General features: G+C 67.1%; 19 protein-coding genes and 1 pseudogene. 9 read left to right on the forward strand and 11 right to left on the reverse strand.

Going from position 1 to position 16357, the window contains the following annotated elements:
* Positions 1 to 85 precede the first annotated feature (85 nt).
* From VH326_RS09970 to thiS, 8 genes and pseudogenes are all read right to left on the reverse strand, one after another.
* Positions 86 to 778 (reverse strand): VIT family protein, encoded by a 693-nt coding sequence (locus VH326_RS09970; protein WP_329631661.1) that lies wholly within the window; start codon positions 776 to 778, stop codon positions 86 to 88.
* Positions 779 to 794: 16 nt separating this feature from the next.
* A complete protein-coding gene (locus VH326_RS09975; protein ID WP_329631662.1) occupies positions 795 to 1448 on the reverse strand; it encodes an HAD-IA family hydrolase in 654 nt (217 codons plus the stop codon).
* On the reverse strand, positions 1445 to 2185 hold the full coding sequence (locus tag VH326_RS09980; RefSeq protein ID WP_329631663.1) for a glutathione S-transferase family protein: 741 nt from the start codon (positions 2183 to 2185) through the stop codon (positions 1445 to 1447). Before VH326_RS09980 ends, VH326_RS09975 begins: the two co-directional genes overlap by 4 nt.
* A 5-nt stretch (positions 2186 to 2190) precedes the next feature.
* Positions 2191 to 3111: an SMP-30/gluconolactonase/LRE family protein gene (locus VH326_RS09985; RefSeq protein WP_329631664.1), complete on the reverse strand. Its 921-nt coding sequence runs from the start codon at positions 3109 to 3111 to the stop codon at positions 2191 to 2193.
* Positions 3112 to 3325: 214 nt separating this feature from the next.
* Complete coding sequence (locus VH326_RS09990) at positions 3326 to 3508, reverse strand: CsbD family protein (RefSeq protein WP_329631665.1); 183 nt, start codon at positions 3506 to 3508, stop codon at positions 3326 to 3328.
* Between the two features lie 94 nt (positions 3509 to 3602).
* Complete coding sequence (locus VH326_RS09995; RefSeq protein ID WP_329631666.1) at positions 3603 to 4388, reverse strand: alpha/beta hydrolase; 786 nt, start codon at positions 4386 to 4388, stop codon at positions 3603 to 3605.
* A 10-nt stretch (positions 4389 to 4398) separates the two neighbouring features.
* Complete coding sequence (locus VH326_RS10000) at positions 4399 to 5199, reverse strand: bifunctional sulfur carrier protein/thiazole synthase protein (protein ID WP_329631667.1); 801 nt, start codon at positions 5197 to 5199, stop codon at positions 4399 to 4401.
* A gap of 110 nt (positions 5200 to 5309) precedes the next feature.
* A pseudogene (gene thiS, locus VH326_RS10005) lies at positions 5310 to 5525 on the reverse strand (sulfur carrier protein ThiS); the annotation flags it as partial.
* 62 nt (positions 5526 to 5587) lie between these two features.
* Between thiS and aroQ the strand changes: the two are divergent.
* The 6 genes from aroQ to arsC all read left to right on the forward strand — a co-directional run bounded on the left by aroQ (position 5588) and on the right by arsC (position 10295).
* On the forward strand, positions 5588 to 6022 hold the full coding sequence (gene aroQ / locus VH326_RS10010) for a type II 3-dehydroquinate dehydratase (RefSeq protein WP_329631668.1): 435 nt from the start codon (positions 5588 to 5590) through the stop codon (positions 6020 to 6022).
* A gap of 56 nt (positions 6023 to 6078) precedes the next feature.
* Positions 6079 to 6558 (forward strand): acetyl-CoA carboxylase biotin carboxyl carrier protein, encoded by a 480-nt coding sequence (accB, locus tag VH326_RS10015; protein WP_329631669.1) that lies wholly within the window; start codon positions 6079 to 6081, stop codon positions 6556 to 6558.
* Positions 6559 to 6568: 10 nt separating this feature from the next.
* The gene (gene accC / locus VH326_RS10020) at positions 6569 to 7942 is read left to right on the forward strand and encodes an acetyl-CoA carboxylase biotin carboxylase subunit (RefSeq protein WP_329631670.1); all 1374 of its coding nucleotides are present in this window, start codon (positions 6569 to 6571) and stop codon (positions 7940 to 7942) included.
* Positions 7943 to 8046: 104 nt separating this feature from the next.
* Positions 8047 to 8709: a hypothetical protein gene (locus VH326_RS10025; RefSeq protein WP_329631671.1), complete on the forward strand. Its 663-nt coding sequence runs from the start codon at positions 8047 to 8049 to the stop codon at positions 8707 to 8709.
* A gap of 27 nt (positions 8710 to 8736) precedes the next feature.
* The gene (locus VH326_RS10030) at positions 8737 to 9963 is read left to right on the forward strand and encodes an MFS transporter (RefSeq protein WP_329631672.1); all 1227 of its coding nucleotides are present in this window, start codon (positions 8737 to 8739) and stop codon (positions 9961 to 9963) included.
* A complete protein-coding gene (gene arsC, locus VH326_RS10035; protein WP_329631673.1) occupies positions 9960 to 10295 on the forward strand; it encodes an arsenate reductase (glutaredoxin) in 336 nt (111 codons plus the stop codon). Before VH326_RS10030 ends, arsC begins: the two co-directional genes overlap by 4 nt.
* A 27-nt stretch (positions 10296 to 10322) precedes the next feature.
* On the opposite strand, the gene VH326_RS10040 is transcribed toward arsC, so the two are convergent.
* Both VH326_RS10040 and VH326_RS10045 read right to left on the reverse strand, forming a co-directional pair.
* On the reverse strand, positions 10323 to 10988 hold the full coding sequence (locus tag VH326_RS10040; protein ID WP_329631674.1) for a hypothetical protein: 666 nt from the start codon (positions 10986 to 10988) through the stop codon (positions 10323 to 10325).
* Between the two features lie 75 nt (positions 10989 to 11063).
* Positions 11064 to 11822 (reverse strand): energy transducer TonB, encoded by a 759-nt coding sequence (locus tag VH326_RS10045; protein WP_329631675.1) that lies wholly within the window; start codon positions 11820 to 11822, stop codon positions 11064 to 11066.
* Positions 11823 to 11899: 77 nt separating this feature from the next.
* Here VH326_RS10045 and purL point away from each other — a divergent pair, with 77 nt between their 5' ends.
* The 3 genes from purL to VH326_RS10060 all read left to right on the forward strand — a co-directional run bounded on the left by purL (position 11900) and on the right by VH326_RS10060 (position 15906).
* Entirely contained in the window at positions 11900 to 14128 is a 2229-nt protein-coding gene (gene purL, locus VH326_RS10050) for a phosphoribosylformylglycinamidine synthase subunit PurL (RefSeq protein WP_329631676.1), read from the forward strand.
* 111 nt (positions 14129 to 14239) lie between these two features.
* Positions 14240 to 14662 (forward strand): hypothetical protein, encoded by a 423-nt coding sequence (locus VH326_RS10055; RefSeq protein WP_329631677.1) that lies wholly within the window; start codon positions 14240 to 14242, stop codon positions 14660 to 14662.
* Positions 14659 to 15906, forward strand: coding sequence for a DUF418 domain-containing protein (locus VH326_RS10060; protein ID WP_329631678.1), 1248 nt, complete (start codon positions 14659 to 14661; stop codon positions 15904 to 15906). Before VH326_RS10055 ends, VH326_RS10060 begins: the two co-directional genes overlap by 4 nt.
* A 10-nt stretch (positions 15907 to 15916) precedes the next feature.
* Here the strand turns inward: VH326_RS10060 and VH326_RS10065 are convergent, their stop codons facing one another.
* The gene (locus tag VH326_RS10065; RefSeq protein WP_414714267.1) at positions 15917 to 16327 is read right to left on the reverse strand and encodes an Hpt domain-containing protein; all 411 of its coding nucleotides are present in this window, start codon (positions 16325 to 16327) and stop codon (positions 15917 to 15919) included.
* Positions 16328 to 16357: the final 30 nt, after the last annotated feature.

Consider the following 16357-nt stretch of genomic DNA (forward strand, 5'->3'; position numbering starts at 1 on the left):
GCGAACTCCTTGAACGTCGCGCAGCGATAGAAGCCGCGACGCGGCGGAGCAAGCGCATCCGGCGGCCGCCGCGCGGCGTTTGAGATCAGACGCGCGCGCCGAAAAGGTGGCCGATGCCGGCCGTGACCGCCATCGCGAGCGCGCCCCAGAAGACCACTCGCGCAGCGCCGCGCCAGATGCTCGCGCCGCCCGTGCGCGCGCCGATCGCACCCGTCGTCGCAAGCAGCGCGAGGCTGACGATCGTCACCGCGACGACCAAGCGCTCGCCGCTGAACGCCAATACCGTCAACACCGGGAGGATCGCGCCGGTCGCGAAGCTCGCCGCGGACGCCAGCGCGGCTTGCACCGGACGCGCCGCGACCTCCTCCGATATGCCGAGCTCGTCGCGCAGATGCGCACCGAGCGCGTCGTGCGACATCAGCTGATCGGCAACCTGCAGCGCGAGATCGTGGTCCAGCCCGCGCTGGCGATAGATAGCCGCGAGCTCCAGCCGCTCCGCCTCGGGTTCTTCGTTGAGCTCGGCGGTTTCGCGCGCGATATCGGCGCGCTCGGTATCCGCCTGCGAGCTGACCGAGACATATTCGCCCGCGGCCATCGACATCGCGCCCGCGACCAGCCCGGCAATTCCGGTAATGAGGATCGACGCCTGGCTGGCATTCGCCGCCGCCACGCCGACGATCAGGCTCGCGGTTGACAAGATGCCGTCATTCGCCCCGAGCACGGCGGCGCGAAGCCAGCCGATCCGCTGAACGAGGTGCCCTTCCCGGTGTCTGCGCATAGCCATGGGCCCGTGCCTAGAAGGTTCCGGGAGGTAAACCCAGCACCTTCTCCAGCGCGGCCAGCGCCTGAGCGCCGCTCGTCACCTTGATCGCCGCCATCCCCATCGCCGCCGCCGGCTTGCAGTTGATTCCGAGGTCGTCGAGGTACACGCACTGCTCTGGCCGCACGCCGAGCGCATCGCAGGCCATTTGGTAGATCGCCGGATCGGGCTTGCGGATGCCGACCTTCGAGCTTTCGATCACGCAGTCGAACCGCGCCAGGATGGCGGCGACCACCGCGGCTTTTTCGGCCGCCCGGGCCATGCCCGCGCCGTTGCCGGTCGGCACGTTGTTGGTGATGCAGCCGATCCGGTACCCGTTGCGCTTCAGCCAATCGAGCGCCGCGACCATCTCCGGGCGGACATCGCCGGCCAACACCGCGAGCACGTCCTCGCCGCGCAATTCATGCCCCAGCGCGCGCGCTTCTTCGGCGAAGATCGCATCGAACATCGCGCCGTCGATCTCGGCGCGCTCGAACCGCGCCCAGGCGTTGCCGTCGCGCTCGAGCGCATTGACGCGGCGGATGAAGTCGCGCGGCAAATCGCGTTCCGCTTCCAGCCGGTTGAACGCCTCGAACGGCGACGACGTGATCACGCCGCCGAAATCGAAGAGGACGGTATCGCGCTTCACACCGACATCGGCCCGCGCCGCGGCGCATCGCCGCGAACGCTGGTTGCCGCGACCTTGAGCCCGCCCGCGGTCAGCGCGGCGGCAACCTCGCGGCCCGGCGTGGTCAGCATGATCTGCTCGAACATCACCGATCGCGCGAACAACGGCGTCGCCTGGACATGGTCGATCCACGCCGCGACTCGCGGCCAGCGCTCGGCATCGAGGCTCCACCCGGCGAGCGCGGCGTTGCGGAAGAAGCTGGCGAAGGTCAGGTCGGTCATCGACAGATCGTCGAACATATAGCCGGCGGCGGGCGCCTGCGGTTCGAGCCAATCCATCACTTCGGGCAAATCCTGCGCGACGACCTGCGCGACCAAAGCCTCGTCGGTCTCCTGCTTCCAGACGCGCGGCTTGACGTTGCGCTGGAAGAACAGCTTCCAGATCATCACGTCGCCCAACCGGCTGTCGGCGAACTCCTCCAGCCACCGCGCCCGCGCGCGTTGCGCCGGATCGGCGGGATAGAGCGGCCGTTCGGGAAAACGGTCGTCGAGATATTCGCAAATCACCGTCGAATCGGGGATCACGAGGTCCCCGTCGATCAGCACGGGGATGCGCCGCAGCGGGTTGAGCCGCGTGAAGTCGTCGCCGCCGAAGAACGGCACGATCGGGTCGATCTCGTAATCGACCTCCTTGTGGTCGAGCGCCAGGAACACCTTGCGCGCATAGGGCGAGACGTGGTTGCCGATGATGCGAATCATGCGGGTTATCCGTTGTACTGCAGCTTGAGTCCCGGCCGCGGCCAGCGCATCTTCGCCAGCCGTCCGCTGCCCGACAGCGTGATATAGGCGTCGCGCAGGTCCGCGCCGCCCCAGCAGATGTTGGTGGTGAAGATGTCGTCGGTCGCCACGAACTCGACGAGTTCGCCCGCCGGCGAAATCACGCTGATCCCGCACTCGCCAATCGTCGCGACGCAGATATTGCCGCTTTCCTCCACGCCGAGCGAATCGAAGAATTTGTATCCCGCTGGCCGGTACAGCGGGATGCCGGGACCGCCTGGGCCTGCCGTGCCGTCGACCTTCCCCGGCGCGATCACGTTAAACGCCATCAGCCGGCAAGTGTACGTTTCCGCAGCGTAGAGCCGCTTGCCGTCGGGCGACAGCCCGACGCCGTTCGGGTTCTCGCTCGGGAAGATCACTTCCTCAAGGTGGCTACCGTCGGCCTTCGCGTAGAACACCCCCGTGACGTCGCGCTCGCGGGTCCGGGTCTTGCCATGGTCGGTGAACCAAAAACCGCCGGCATCGTCGAACACGATGTCGTTCGGCCCGCGCAGCACGCAGCCGAAATCGCCGTCCTTGTAGAGCGTCTCGACCGCGCCCGATTCGATATCGATCCGCTCGATCCGCCCGCCCGAATAGTCGTCGGCCTGCCCGTGCGGCGCGAGATATCCGTTGGCCTCGACGTAATTGAAGCCGCCATTGTTGCAGCAATAGAGCTTGCAGTCGGGGCCGATCGCAAGGCCGTTGGGACCGCCGCCGGGTTCGGCCACCATCTCCTTCGAGCCGTCGGGCCGCACCCGCGTGATCCGGCCCGCGGCGATCTCGACCAGGATGATGCTGCCGTCAGCCATCGCCACCGGCCCTTCGGGAAAGCGCAATCCGTCGGTGACGATCTCGATCTCGGCCATACGCGCTCCTCGTTCCATTGCCGGGCCAACGTACCCGGTGTTCGAACGACTATTGCCGCGAGCGACGCGCAAAGGAAAGGGGCCGTCCTGTGCCGGACGGCCCCAATATTGCTGGTAGTGGCGCCGCGGCAAAGCCGCGTCGTCGGCCGGCCTGCGGCCGCCGGCCGAACTGGCGCGTCTCGCGTTCAGCGCCGCTAAACGCGTGCGCGCGGTGTCAAATATCGTCGCCCAGCGCGCCCTTCACCTTGCCGACGAACTGTTCGGCCTTGCCCTTGCCTTGCTGGGCGACGCCTTCGTCGTGCAGATCGGCATCGCCCTGATGCCCGCCGATCGCCTGTTTGGTCTTGCCGACGGCTTCGTCGACATTGCCTTTGATCTTGTCGGTGAGTTCACCCATCGCGAATGATCCTTTTCGCAACGCGCGACGGGGGTGGCCGCGCTCATGTTGCGAAATCAAAACGATTGGCGCGAGCCCCAGTTCCTGATCGAAGTTAGGGAAAGATTCGCTTGAGGAAGCCGAGCACCGCGCGCCAATTCTCCTCGGCGCCGCCGGGATTCTTCCCCGCGATCAGCGTCGACGAGCCATGGATCCCCGTCATCGGGACATAGAGCTGGCGATCGACGCTCTTGGTCGCGGTCAGGATCGCCTTGGCGTCGCCCTCTTCCTCGGTCGAGTTGGCGGAGGTGACGAACACCGGCACGCTCACCTTGGCGGCGGCCGCCTCGACCATTGTCTTGTCGCTGAAATATTCGCCGGGCGAAAACGCAATCACGGCCTTGACCGTGCCCTGCGCGTCCTTGGCGTTGGCGAGCATGAACACCAGGCTCGCCGAATAGCTCGACCCCCACAGCACCACCGGCAGCGTCCGACCCTTCGCCCAGGCCAGCGCCGCCTCCATGTCGGGCAGCGCGCCGAGATAGTCGGTCTCGCCCGAATAGCCCGCCATCGTGCGGTTGGCGCCGTAGAGGTTGCCGCCCGCGCGCTGGTCGATCGCGAGCGATTCGTACCCCGCCTGCGCCAGCCGCGGCGCGATCTGGGCGTATTCGGCGCTCGACGACCCCGCCTGGTGGAACAGCAGGATCAGCGCCTTGGGCTCGCTGGCCGGGTAGAAAGTGCCGTAGACCGTAACGCCGTCGACCGCCTTCAGCGTCACCGGCTGCGCCGCGAGCGGCTTGGCGGGCAGCGTTTCGTTGACCTCCGCGCTCTTGTTGTCGACGTTGGGCGCGGGGTTGCACGCGGCGAGCAACGCGAAGCCGGCGATGACGAAACGGCGCATTCGGCCTCCTTTAGATCAGCCCCGCGAGTGGGCTAGAGGGATCGGCGTACCGCCGCTGCCCCATTCGTCCGGCAAGATACGCCAAACGTCCGGCCTCGACCGCCAGTTTCATCGCGCGCGCCATCATCACCGGATCCTTGGCCTCGGCGATCGCGGTGTTCATCAGCACGCCGTCGCAGCCGAGCTCCATCGCCACCGCAGCGTCGGATGCGGTGCCGACCCCGGCATCGACCAGCACCGGGACCCCCGCGCCCTCGACGATCAGCCGGATCGTCACGCGGTTCTGGATGCCAAGCCCCGATCCGATCGGCGCGCCCAGCGGCATGATCGCGACCGCGCCCGCTTCTTCCAACTGCTTCGCGGCGATCGGGTCGTCGACGCAATAGACCATCGGCTTGAAACCCTCTTTGACAAGGATTTCCGTCGCTTTGAGCGTTTCCCTCATATCGGGATAGAGTGTCCGCGCCTCGCCCAGCACTTCGAGCTTGACCAGGTCCCAGCCCCCCGCCTCGCGCGCCAGCCGTAGCGTGCGGATCGCCTCGTCGGCGGTGAAACAGCCCGCGGTGTTGGGTAGGTAGGTAACCTTCTTGGGGTCGACGAAGTCGGTCAGCATCGGCGCCTTGGGATCGCTGACGTTCACCCGGCGCACCGCGACGGTGACGATCTCGGCCCCAGACGCTTCGAGCGCGGCGGCGTTCTGCGCGAAATCCTTATACTTGCCCGTGCCGACGATCAGGCGCGAGCGGAACGTCTTGCCGGCGACGGTCCAGCTGTCGTCCTGCGCGACGGTGACTGGGGTGGCGATGTTCATGGGCAATCAAACCTCTCATCGTGGTCCGGCGAAGGCCGGACCGTTGGCCGGCGGCGGCCGGCTATCGATCTCCAGCGCTCCGGCCTGCGCCGGAGCACGGTCAAGTGTCACCCACCCCCGACGAAATGCACGATCTCGATCTCGTCGCCATCCTCGACGCACACCTCTCGCAACGTCGAGCGCGGCACGACCGCCAGATTACGCTCGACCGCCACCTTCTCCGGCACCAGCCCAAGCTCCGCGGCAAGCTGCGCGAGGCTTAGCCCCGCCGCCACCCGGCGATGCTCGCCATTGACCTGGATCGAAACGGTACCGTCGGTGTGCATGGTATTCATGGCAAATCGCGATATAGCGACGCGACCAGTCGCGCCACAACGAAAGGCCATCGGTGACCGAGACGATCCTGGTGCTCAACGGCCCCAACCTCAACCTGCTCGGGAGCCGGGAGCCGGACATCTACGGGTCCGACACGCTCGACGACATCGCCGCGCGGTTGACCGAACGCGGCAAGGAATTGGGCTTCGTCATCGACCTGCGCCAGTCGAATCATGAGGGGCATCTGGTCGACTGGCTCCACGAGTCGCAGGACCGCGGAGTCAAGGCGATCCTGCTCAACGCGGGCGCGCTGACGCATACTTCGGTCGCGCTGTACGATGCGATCAAAGCGATCGACGTGCCGGTGATCGAGGTGCATTTGTCCAACCCGCTGGCGCGCGAGGACTTCCGCCACGCCAGCTTCGTCGGTCGTGCCGCGTGCGGAACCATTTCTGGTTTCGGGGCGCTTTCGTATATGCTCGCGCTTGAAGCCGCCGCCAGTCTCTGACACAGGCCGCGCCTTTCACTCCGCCCGTAACAGGGGCCGATAAGAGATAGGGTCAAATGGCAGACGAGAAAGACGGGGCAATGCGGATCGACGTCGAGCTGGTGCGCCAGCTCGCGACGATGCTCGACGACACCAATTTGACCGAGATCGAGGTCGAGGACGGCGATCGGCGCGTCCGGGTCGCGCGCGAAATCCACGCCGCGCCCGCGCCGGTGAACTATGCGCCGGCCCCCGCCACACCCGCGCCGGCCGCTGTCGTAGCCGCGGCTCCCGCCGCCGAAGCTGCTCCGGCCGCCAGCGCTGCGAACGCGGTCAAGTCGCCGATGGTCGGCACCGCCTACCTTTCGCCCAATCCCGAGGCGAAGCCGTTCATCGCGATCGGGCAAAAGGTCGCAGCCGGCGACACCTTGCTGATTATCGAGGCGATGAAGGTGATGAACCCGATCCTTGCGCCCGCCGCCGGCACGGTAAAGGCGATCCTGATCGAGACCGGCCAGCCGGTCGAGTTCGACCAGCCGCTCGTCGTCGTCGAATAGTCGGCGCCCCATGCCGGAAATCAAGAAACTGCTGATCGCCAATCGCGGTGAGATCGCGCTCCGCATCCATCGCGCGTGCCACGAAATGGGGATCAAGACGGTCGCGGTGCACTCGACCGCCGACACCGACGCGATGCACGTGCGGCTGGCTGACGAAGCGGTGTGCATCGGCCCGCCGCCCGCGGGCGAATCGTACCTCAACATCCCGCGGATCATCTCCGCGGCCGAGATCAGCCATGCCGACGCGATCCATCCCGGCTACGGCTTCCTTAGCGAGAACGCCAAGTTCGCCGAGATCGTCGAAGCGCACGGCATCGTCTTCGTCGGCCCCAAGCCCGAACATATCCGCACGATGGGCGACAAGATCGAGGCCAAGCGGACCGCCGGCGCGCTCGGCCTGCCGCTGGTTCCCGGATCGGACGGGGCGATCAGCGATGTGGGCGAGGCGAAGAAGATCGCGCAAGACGCCGGCTATCCTGTGATCATCAAGGCCGCTTCCGGCGGCGGCGGGCGCGGGATGAAGGTCGTCGCGACCCCCGAAGAACTCGAAACTCAGATGCAGCAGGCGGGTAGCGAGGCCAAGGCCGCGTTCGGCGACGCGACCGTCTATCTCGAAAAATATCTCGGTAATCCGCGTCACATCGAGTTCCAGGTGTTCGGCGATGGCGCGGGCAACGCGATCCACCTCGGCGAGCGCGACTGCAGCCTGCAGCGCCGCCACCAGAAGGTGCTCGAGGAGGCGCCCTCCCCCGTCATCACGCCCGAGGATCGCGCGCGGATGGGCGGGATCGTCGCCAAGGCGATGGCCGATATGGGCTATCGTGGCGCGGGGACGATCGAGTTCCTGTGGGAAGACGGCGAATTCTACTTCATCGAGATGAACACGCGGCTTCAGGTCGAGCATCCGGTGACTGAGGCGATCACCGGGCTCGACCTCGTCCGCGAGCAGATCCGAGTCGCGGAGGGCCACGGCCTCACGCTGCGCCAGGAGGACGTCCATTTCCGCGGCCACGCGATCGAATGCCGAATCAACGCCGAGGACCCGCGCACCTTCGCCCCCTCGCCCGGCCTGGTGAAGCAGTATCACGCGCCCGGCGGGATGAACGTTCGCGTCGATAGCGGTCTCTACGCCGGCTACCGCGTGCCGCCGTACTACGATTCGATGATCGCCAAGCTGATCGTCTACGGAACCACCCGCGCCGGCGCGATCCGCCGCCTGCGGCGTGCATTGGAGGAGTTCGTGGTCGAGGGCATGAAGACCACCATCCCGCTCCACCAAGCGCTGATCGAGGACTCCGAGTTCCAGGCGGGGCAGTATACGATCAAATGGCTTGAAGAGTGGTTGGCGAAGCAGGAGGTGGGCGAGCAGCCGGTCCGGCCATAGCAACATGCTCCTGCGAAGGCAGGAGCCCGGGGTTGCATCACGCGCCGTTCATTGCTTGGCTCCGGTGCTCCTGCCTTCGCGGGAGCACCGGGGGGAACCAAGCCATGTTCATCGGCCATTACGCGCCCGCGTTCGTCGCGGCGACATCGCGCAGGGCACCGCGGCTCGGGGCGTTGTTCGTCGCGGCGCAGCTCGTCGACATCGCGTTCTTCAGCTTCCTGATCCTCGGCGTCGAGCATTTGCGGGTGGTGCCGCTCGCCACCGCGATGAACGGCATGGACCTCTACGACATGCCGTGGACGCACAGCCTCGTCGGCGCGATCGGCTGGGGCGTGCTGTTCGCGATTGCGATCAAGCTGCTGCGCGGCAGCTGGGCAGCGGCGGCGATCGGCGGCGTGGTGGTGGTGTCGCACTGGGTCATCGACCTCATCGTCCACCGCCCCGACCTCACGCTCGCCGGGAGCGCGCCCAAACTCGGGCTGGGGCTATGGAACCATCCGTGGATCGAGGTTCCGCTGGAGCTGGCGTTCGCCTATGGCGGCCTCGCTTTCTTCGTCAGCCGCACGCGCGCCGCCGGCACGGCCGGGAAATGGTCGCCGCTCGTGCTCGCGATCGGGATGGGCGCGCTCCAGGCGGTCAATTGGGCGACGCCGCAGCCTGAGGCGGTGGGCGGGGCACCGCCCGCCGCCGGCTGGCTCGGGCTGTTCGCCTATGCCGTACTGACGGCGCTCGCCTGGTGGGTGGCGCGGACCCGGACGGTGCGCTAGCCGTTCAGGGCAGAACGGGAGAACATGATGTCGCTGGCCGCCGAGCTAAAAGGCCTCAACCGGAGCCAGGTCCACGCGATCTGGGCGAGCTATCTCGGCTGGACCCTCGACGCGTTCGATTTCTTCCTATTGGTGTTCCTCAAAGGCGCGATCGCCAAGGAATTTGGCGCGACCGACGAGGCGGTGTCGGAAGCACTGTTCCTCACCCTCGCGGCGCGACCGTTTGGCGCCTTCGCATTCGGCTGGCTCGCCGACCGCTACGGCCGCCGCCCGGTATTGATGGGAGTGATCCTCGCTTTCTCCGCCTTTTCGGTTGCTTCGGGCCTGGCCACCTCGCTCAGCATGCTGCTCGCTGTCCGTGCGGCCTTTGGCTTCGCGATGGGCGGAGAATGGGGCATTGGCGCGAGCCTCGTGATGGAGAGCATTCCGCCCAAGCTGCGCGGCCCCGTCTCGGGCCTCCTCCAGAGCGGCTATCCGTCGGGCTATTTCCTCGCCAGCCTGGTCTATTACCTGCTGTTCGACAGGATCGGTTGGCGGGGCATGTTCTTTGTCGGCATCGCCCCAGCTTTGCTCGTCTTCCTGATCCGGATGCACGTCGACGAGAGCCCGGTGCATCTCATCAATGCGGCGAAGGCGCGGGTCAATCCGCTGGTCGAGATCGGTCGGCACTGGAAGATCGCGCTCTACCTCGTGGTACTGATGACCGCCTTCAACTTCTTCAGCCACGGCACGCAGGATCAGTATCCCACCTTCCTGCAGAAGCAGCACGGCTTCGACACGCACACCGTCGGCATCCTGACCGCGATCATGAACGTCGGCGCGATAATCGGCGGGCTAACCTTTGGAATCTGGTCCGAGAAGATTGGTCGCAAGAACGCGATCATGATCGCGAGCCTGCTCGCGCTACCGGCGATACCGCTTTGGGCGTTTGGCAGCACGCCGATGCTGCTCGGGCTCGGCGCGTTCCTGCTGCAGATCGCGGTGCAGGGTGCATGGGGCATCGTGCCGGTGCACCTCAACGAACTGTCGCCCGCTTTAGCCCGCGGGCTGTTCCCAGGCTTCGCTTACCAACTCGGCAACTTGATCGCGTCGCGCAACGGGCCATTCCAGGCCTGGTTTGCGCGGACGCACGATGGCAATTATGGCCTAGCACTCGCATTGGTCGCGGGGGTTACCGCGGTGGTGCTTGTCATCTGGACATGGCTCGGCCCCGAACGGCGCGACATCGATTTCGTGAAAGAGGCGAAGGCGTGAAGGCGACGATCTGGCACAATCCGCGCTGCTCGAAATCGCGCGAGGCGCTTGCGATCCTGCAGGAGGGCGGCGCGGAGATCGAGGTGATCGATTATCTCCACAACCCGCCGTCGCGCGAGCGGCTCGCCGACCTGTATAAACGCGCCGGGCTGACCCCGCGCGAGGGACTGCGCAGCGGCGAGGATGCCGCCAAGCCGCTCCGCCAGGCGAGCGACGACGCCATCCTCGACGCGATGGTCGCGCACCCGATCCTGATCGAACGCCCGTTGGTCGAAACCGTCAAGGGCGTGGTGCTCGGCCGCCCGCCCGAAAAAGTGCGCGAAATCCTCTGACTCACGCATCGGACGGGCGGTCGCACGTCAGCCTGTCGTGGTCGTGACCGTGGTCTTGGTTTTCACAGCGGGGCGCGCTGGTGCGGCCTTGTGGACGACGCGGCGTTTGACCACGCGCCGGGCAGGCGCGCGCCGGACGACGACGCGAGTCGCCGCGGCGGGCGCGCTCGTCGAGGTCGTGACCGTGGTCCGGGTCGGCGCGGGTGCAGGCGCGGGAGCCGGGACCGGTGCGGCGATGATCACCGGCGGGGGTGGCGGCGCGTTGCGCGCTGCGGCGGCGTCCGCCTCCGCAGCGCGAGCCCGCGCATTGGCCTCTTCCGCAGCACGCGCGGCATCGGCGGCCTGCGCGTCGGCAGCGGCGCGGTCGGCACGCTCGCGATCGACCCGCGCGCGCTGGGCCTCGTTGAGCGCGAGGTCGGCGAGCCGCGAGGCTTCCTGCGCGTCGGCGATCGCCTTGTCCTTGCGGGTCGCCTTGAGGTCGTCCTCGGCGACTCGCAACGCGTCCTGCGCCTGAGTCAGCGTGCGCGGAGCAACGCCGCCGGTGCCCGCGCGCGTCGCCGCATCGACCTTGCCGCGCGCTTCGGCGACAGCGGCCCGGGCGCGGTCCATCTTGCCGTCGGCAAAGGCGGGAGACGACACGGCCAGTGTCAGGCCCAGCGCGCTCGCGCAGGCCAACATTCGGATCGAACGCATGATACTTCTCCTGAAGAGGGAACGCCGCGCAGAACGATCGTTACGCGGCCGGAGTTCCCAAATCAGTATCCTGCGTCAGCGCCGCCGCTCGCGCTCGACGCTGAAATTCCAGCTCTGATTCTCGACCACGTAGGACTTCACGGGCTGGCGATCTTCATCGAGCGCCGGGCGATAGCGGAATTTCTGCTCGATCAGTTCGCATGTCCGGATGTCGAGCTCGCGAATCCCGCTCGACCGCGTGATCCGGCAATCGTCGACCCGCCCGTCGGCCTCCACCGCGTAATTGACGCCGACGACTCGGTCGACGCCGTCCTGCATCAGGCTGGCAAGGTCCTCGGGCAAGTCGCTGCCCTTGATCCGTCCGCCGGTGCGCTTGGGCGGCGTGCCGCCGCCATCGCTGCCATCCCCGTCGCCGTCTCCATCGCCGCCGCTGCCGAAGCCGTTGCCGACTCCGCCCGCGCCGGTGCCCGGCCCCGGCACTGGCGCCGCTCCCTGAGTCGATTGCACCCCGGTATTGGCGACCGGGGCAGCGGCGATCGGCTGCGGCGGCGGTGGCAGCACCGGCTTCGGCGCCACCACCTCTGTGGCTGTCGAACGGATGTTGGCGGGCGACGCCGCGCCCTCCTTCGCGCTCTCTTTCCTGGGTTGCGGCGGCAGCGGCGGCGGGGGTGGGGGCTGGTCGTTCGCGATCGAAAACAGCGCGATCTTGTCGCGCAGCGCCGGCGAATTGCTCACCGCCAGCCCGGCGACGAGCACCCACAGCAACGCGCCCTGCACCAGGACGGCGCCGACTGCGCCCTTCCAGCGCCCAGGTTGGCCGAGATACCCTTCCATCGCGACCTTAACGCACGAACGGCCTGAACGTAGCTTGAGTGGATGACGTTTGGCGCGCGCGCCGCTAAGGGCGCTGCATGACCGCGATTACGCCAGAAATCACCGCCTCAATCGTCGCCGAGCACGGCCTGTCTCCGCAAGAATATGAGCGCGTCCTGCACGCGATGGGACGCGAGCCGAACTTGACCGAGCTCGGCATCTTTTCGGTGATGTGGTCCGAACATTGTTCGTACAAATCCAGCCGTATCCATCTGAAAAAGCTACCGACCACGGCGCCCTGGGTGATCTGTGGGCCGGGTGAGAATGCCGGCGTGATCGACATCGGGGACGGTCAGGCGGCGATCTTCAAGATGGAGTCGCACAACCACCCTTCGTACATCGAGCCGTATCAGGGCGCGGCGACCGGAGTCGGCGGCATATTGCGCGACGTGTTCACTATGGGCGCGCGGCCGGTCGCCAATCTCAACGCGCTGCGCTTCGGCCGGCCCGACCATCCCAGGATGCGCCACCTGATCGCAGGCGTGGTCCACGGCATCGGCGGCTACGGCAATTGCGTCGGGGTGCCGACAGTGGGCGGCGAGGTCAATTTCCACGCCGCCTATGACGGCAACATCCTCGTCAACGCGATGACGGTGGGCGTCGCGGAGACCGACAAGATCTTCTATTCGGCCGCTTCCGGCATCGGCAATCCGATCGTGTATGTCGGTTCCAAGACCGGGCGCGACGGCATCCACGGCGCCACCATGGCGTCGGCCGATTTCTCCGAGGATTCGGAGGAAAAGCGCCCGACGGTGCAGGTCGGCGATCCGTTCACCGAGAAACTGCTGATCGAGGCGTGCCTTGAGCTGATGGCGTCCGACGCGATCGTCGCGATCCAGGATATGGGCGCGGCGGGCCTCACCTCGTCGTCGGTCGAGATGGCCAGCAAGGGCGGCGTCGGAATCGAGCTCGACATGAACGCCGTCCCTTGCCGCGAGGACGGGATGACGCCCTACGAGATGATGCTGTCGGAGAGCCAGGAGCGCATGCTGATGGTGCTCAAGCCCGGGCGCGAGGCCGAGGCCGAGGCGATCTTCCGCAAATGGGAGCTCGATTTCGCGATAATCGGAGCGGTGACAGATACCGGGCGGATGGTGTTGAAATTCAACGGCGAAACCGTGTGCGACATCCCGCTCGGACCGCTCGCCGACGAAGCGCCGGCGTACGACCGCCCGTTCGTCCGCACCGAACCGCCGGCCGATCTGACCGACGAGCGCGAGTGCAACGACCTAACGGGCGACTTGCTCAAGCTGATGGCGTCGCCCGACATCGCCAGCCGCCGCTGGATCTGGGAGCAATACGACTCGCAAGTCGGCGCCGACACCATCCAGCGCCCCGGCGGCGACGCCGCGGTGGTGCGAGTTCATGGCACGCAAAAGGGCCTGGCGATCACCACCGATTGCACGCCGCGCTATTGCCTCGCCGATCCGTTCGAAGGTGGAAAGCAGGCAATCGCAGAAGCTTGGCGCAATCTCTGCGCAGTCGGTGCGAAGCCGCTCGCCACCACGGACTGCATGAATTTCGGCAACCCGCAGCGGCCCGAGATCATGGGGCAGTTCGTCGGCTGCATCGAAGGCATGGCCGAGGCCTGCGCGGCGCTCGACTTCCCGATCGTGAGCGGCAACGTCAGCCTCTATAACGAAACCAAGAACGACGACGGCAGCGGATCGGCGATCCTGCCTACCCCCGCGATCGGCGGGGTCGGGCTGCTCGACGATTATACCAGGTCCGCGACCATCGCGTTCAAGGGCACTGGCGACGCGATCCTCGCGGTGGGCGAGCGCGGCGGGCATCTCGGCCAGTCGATCTGGCTGCGAGAAATCCATGGCCGCGAGGCCGGACCCCCGCCCCCGGTCGATCTTCGCGCCGAGCGCCGCACCGGCGATTTCGTGCGGGCGTGCATCGCCAAGGGCGCGGTCAGCGCGTGCCACGACGTCTCCGACGGCGGCATGGCGGTCGCTATCGCCGAAATGGCGCTGGCGAGCGGCATCGGCGCGATGATCAACGAAGCGCAGCCGTTCGGCGTCGCAGGCTCGTTCTTCGGCGAGGACCAGGGGCTGTATCTGGTCACCGTACCCGACGACCACCTCGCCGAATTCCTCGCCGACGCGGCCGAAGCCGACGTTCCGGCCGACCCGATCGGGCGTACGATCCGGGACCGGTTGATCTTCGAGCTCGACGAAGGCGATTGGTGCGTCACCCTCGCCGATCTGCGAGTCGCGCACGAGGGGTTCTTCCCGCAGCTGATGGGCGACACGATCGCGTAGGGCCGAGCCGTCACGCCGGGCTCGTCCCGGCATCCGCCGTGCCGGTCGCAATGGCATCAAGTTGCGGTGCGGACCCTGGCACCAGGCCGGAGTGACGGTTAGATACAGCACGTGGTAGTTTCGCTCATGACCGCAGGCTATTCCGGCACGCCGCTGGCGACGAAATTGGGGCTGAAAGCCGGAATGCGTGCGTGGTTTGACGCCATGCCGCCGAGCGTTCGCGCCGAGAGCGATCCGCTCGCGGTCGGGCTGATCGAGGAGCACGAGGCGGTCGCCGGACTCGACGCGGCGCACGTCTTCGTCACCGAACGCGCGGCGCTCGAGCGGCTGCTCGGCGGCCTGCGCTCGCTCATCCGGCCCGCCGGGCAAATCTGGGTGTCCTGGCCCAAAAAGGCGTCGAAGGTGCCGACCGACATCACCGAGGACGTGATCCGCGCGGTCGCCTTGCCGATCGGTCTGGTCGACGTGAAGGCCTGTGCGGTCGACGCGACATGGTCGGGACTCAAGCTGGTGATCCGCAAGGCGCTGCGTTGACCCAGTCGCCGCCGGCTGCTCGCCTCCGCACGCTCGACGCCGTGCGCGGGGTCGCCGTCATGGGCATCTTCCTGCTCAACGTGATCGACATGGCGATGCCCGGCTACGCCTATGTCGATCCCAATTTCTACGGCGGGGCGAGCGGCGCGAACTGGTGGGAATGGGCGATCGTCTACGTCGTCGCCGACGGCAAGATGCGCGGGCTGTTCACCATGATGTTTGGCGCGTCGACCGTGCTGATCGCCGAGCGCGCGCTGGCCAGCGGCGAGAGCCCGGCGCGCGTGCACTATGCGCGGATGGCGACGTTGTTCGCGTTCGGGATGATCCACGCCTATTTGATCTGGTCGGGCGACATATTGGTGCTCTATTCGGTGTGCGGCGCGTTGCTGTTCGTTGCCTGGCGCTGGCGGCCGCGCGTGTTGCTCACGATCGGCATCGCGCTGCTCGCGTTCAAGCTCGTCGACGGCGTGACGGCGTATCAGCAAGTCGCGACGCTGCGCAGTGCCGCCGAGGGACCGACGCCCTCCCCACCCGCCACAGCGGCCTGGCACGCCTTCCAGCGCGACGCGGCACCATCGCGCGACACGATCCCGGCGACACTCGCCGGGTTTCGCGGCGGCTACGCCGATGCGTTTCGCACGCGCCGCCCCGATGCCTGGTTGCTCCAGAGCGTGATCAACGTCGAGATGCTGCCCGATACGATCGCGCTGATGCTGATCGGCATCGCGCTGTTCCGCCTCGGCTTTTTCTCGGGCGCGTGGTCGAGGCGGGCATATTGGATCGCCGCCGCGCCGATTCCCGTGTTCTGGCTGGGGTATGTGCCGCTGGTGACGTGGCTGCAGCGCACCGACTTCGCGCCGCTGACGATGATCGCGACCGAGGCGATCCAGCTCACCCTGCTCCGTCCGTTCCTGAGCATCGGCTATGCCGCACTCGTCATCCTGTTCGTGCAGGGCGGCCGCGCGCGCTGGCTCGCCGACCGCGTCGCCGCCGCCGGGCGGATGGCGTTCTCTAATTATCTCGGCACCAGCATCGCCGTAACCTTGTTCTTCAACGGCTATGGGCTGGGCTGGTACGGCTATCTGCAGCGCTGGCAGTGCCTGATCGTGGTGGCGGTGGTGTGGGCGGTGATGCTCGCCTGGTCGAAGCCTTGGCTCGACCGCTTCGCTTATGGTCCGTTCGAATGGCTGTGGCGCAGTGCCGCCCGCGGTCGGCTGCAGCCGTTCGTTCGCCGCGAAGCGTGATCCGCGCGGTTCAGCCGGCGCGGCGGCCGAAGGCAGGACGCCGCTCGACCAGCGGGTTCGCCTCGCGCTCGAGCATCGTCAGCGTCGCTTCGAAGGTCGGGCGCAGCTTGACGACGAATTCCAGCGCCTGGTCGGGGCGGTCGCGAGTCTCGACGCACGCCCGTGCGATATGCTCGATCTCCTCGGCGAGGTGCGACAGCGGCTCGGCGCCGAACTGGCGCGACTCGCCCTTCAGCGTGTGCGCCGGCAGCACCAGCGCCGCGGCATTGCCGTTGCGCATCGCGTCCTCGATCGCGGCGACCGACTTGACCCCGTCCTCGCGGAAATAGCCGAGGATGCGGACGAAGCCGGCGCCAAGCTCGCTGCGCGCGGCCTGGAACGCGGTCCAGTCGACCAATTGCCCGTTGTCGATCGTCACCATTGTCTCCGTCCGTCCCCCGAGCGGCACACT

Origin of the sequence: Sphingomonas sp. (assembly GCF_036269755.1) — a bacterium.
Lineage (GTDB): Bacteria > Pseudomonadota > Alphaproteobacteria > Sphingomonadales > Sphingomonadaceae > Sphingomonas.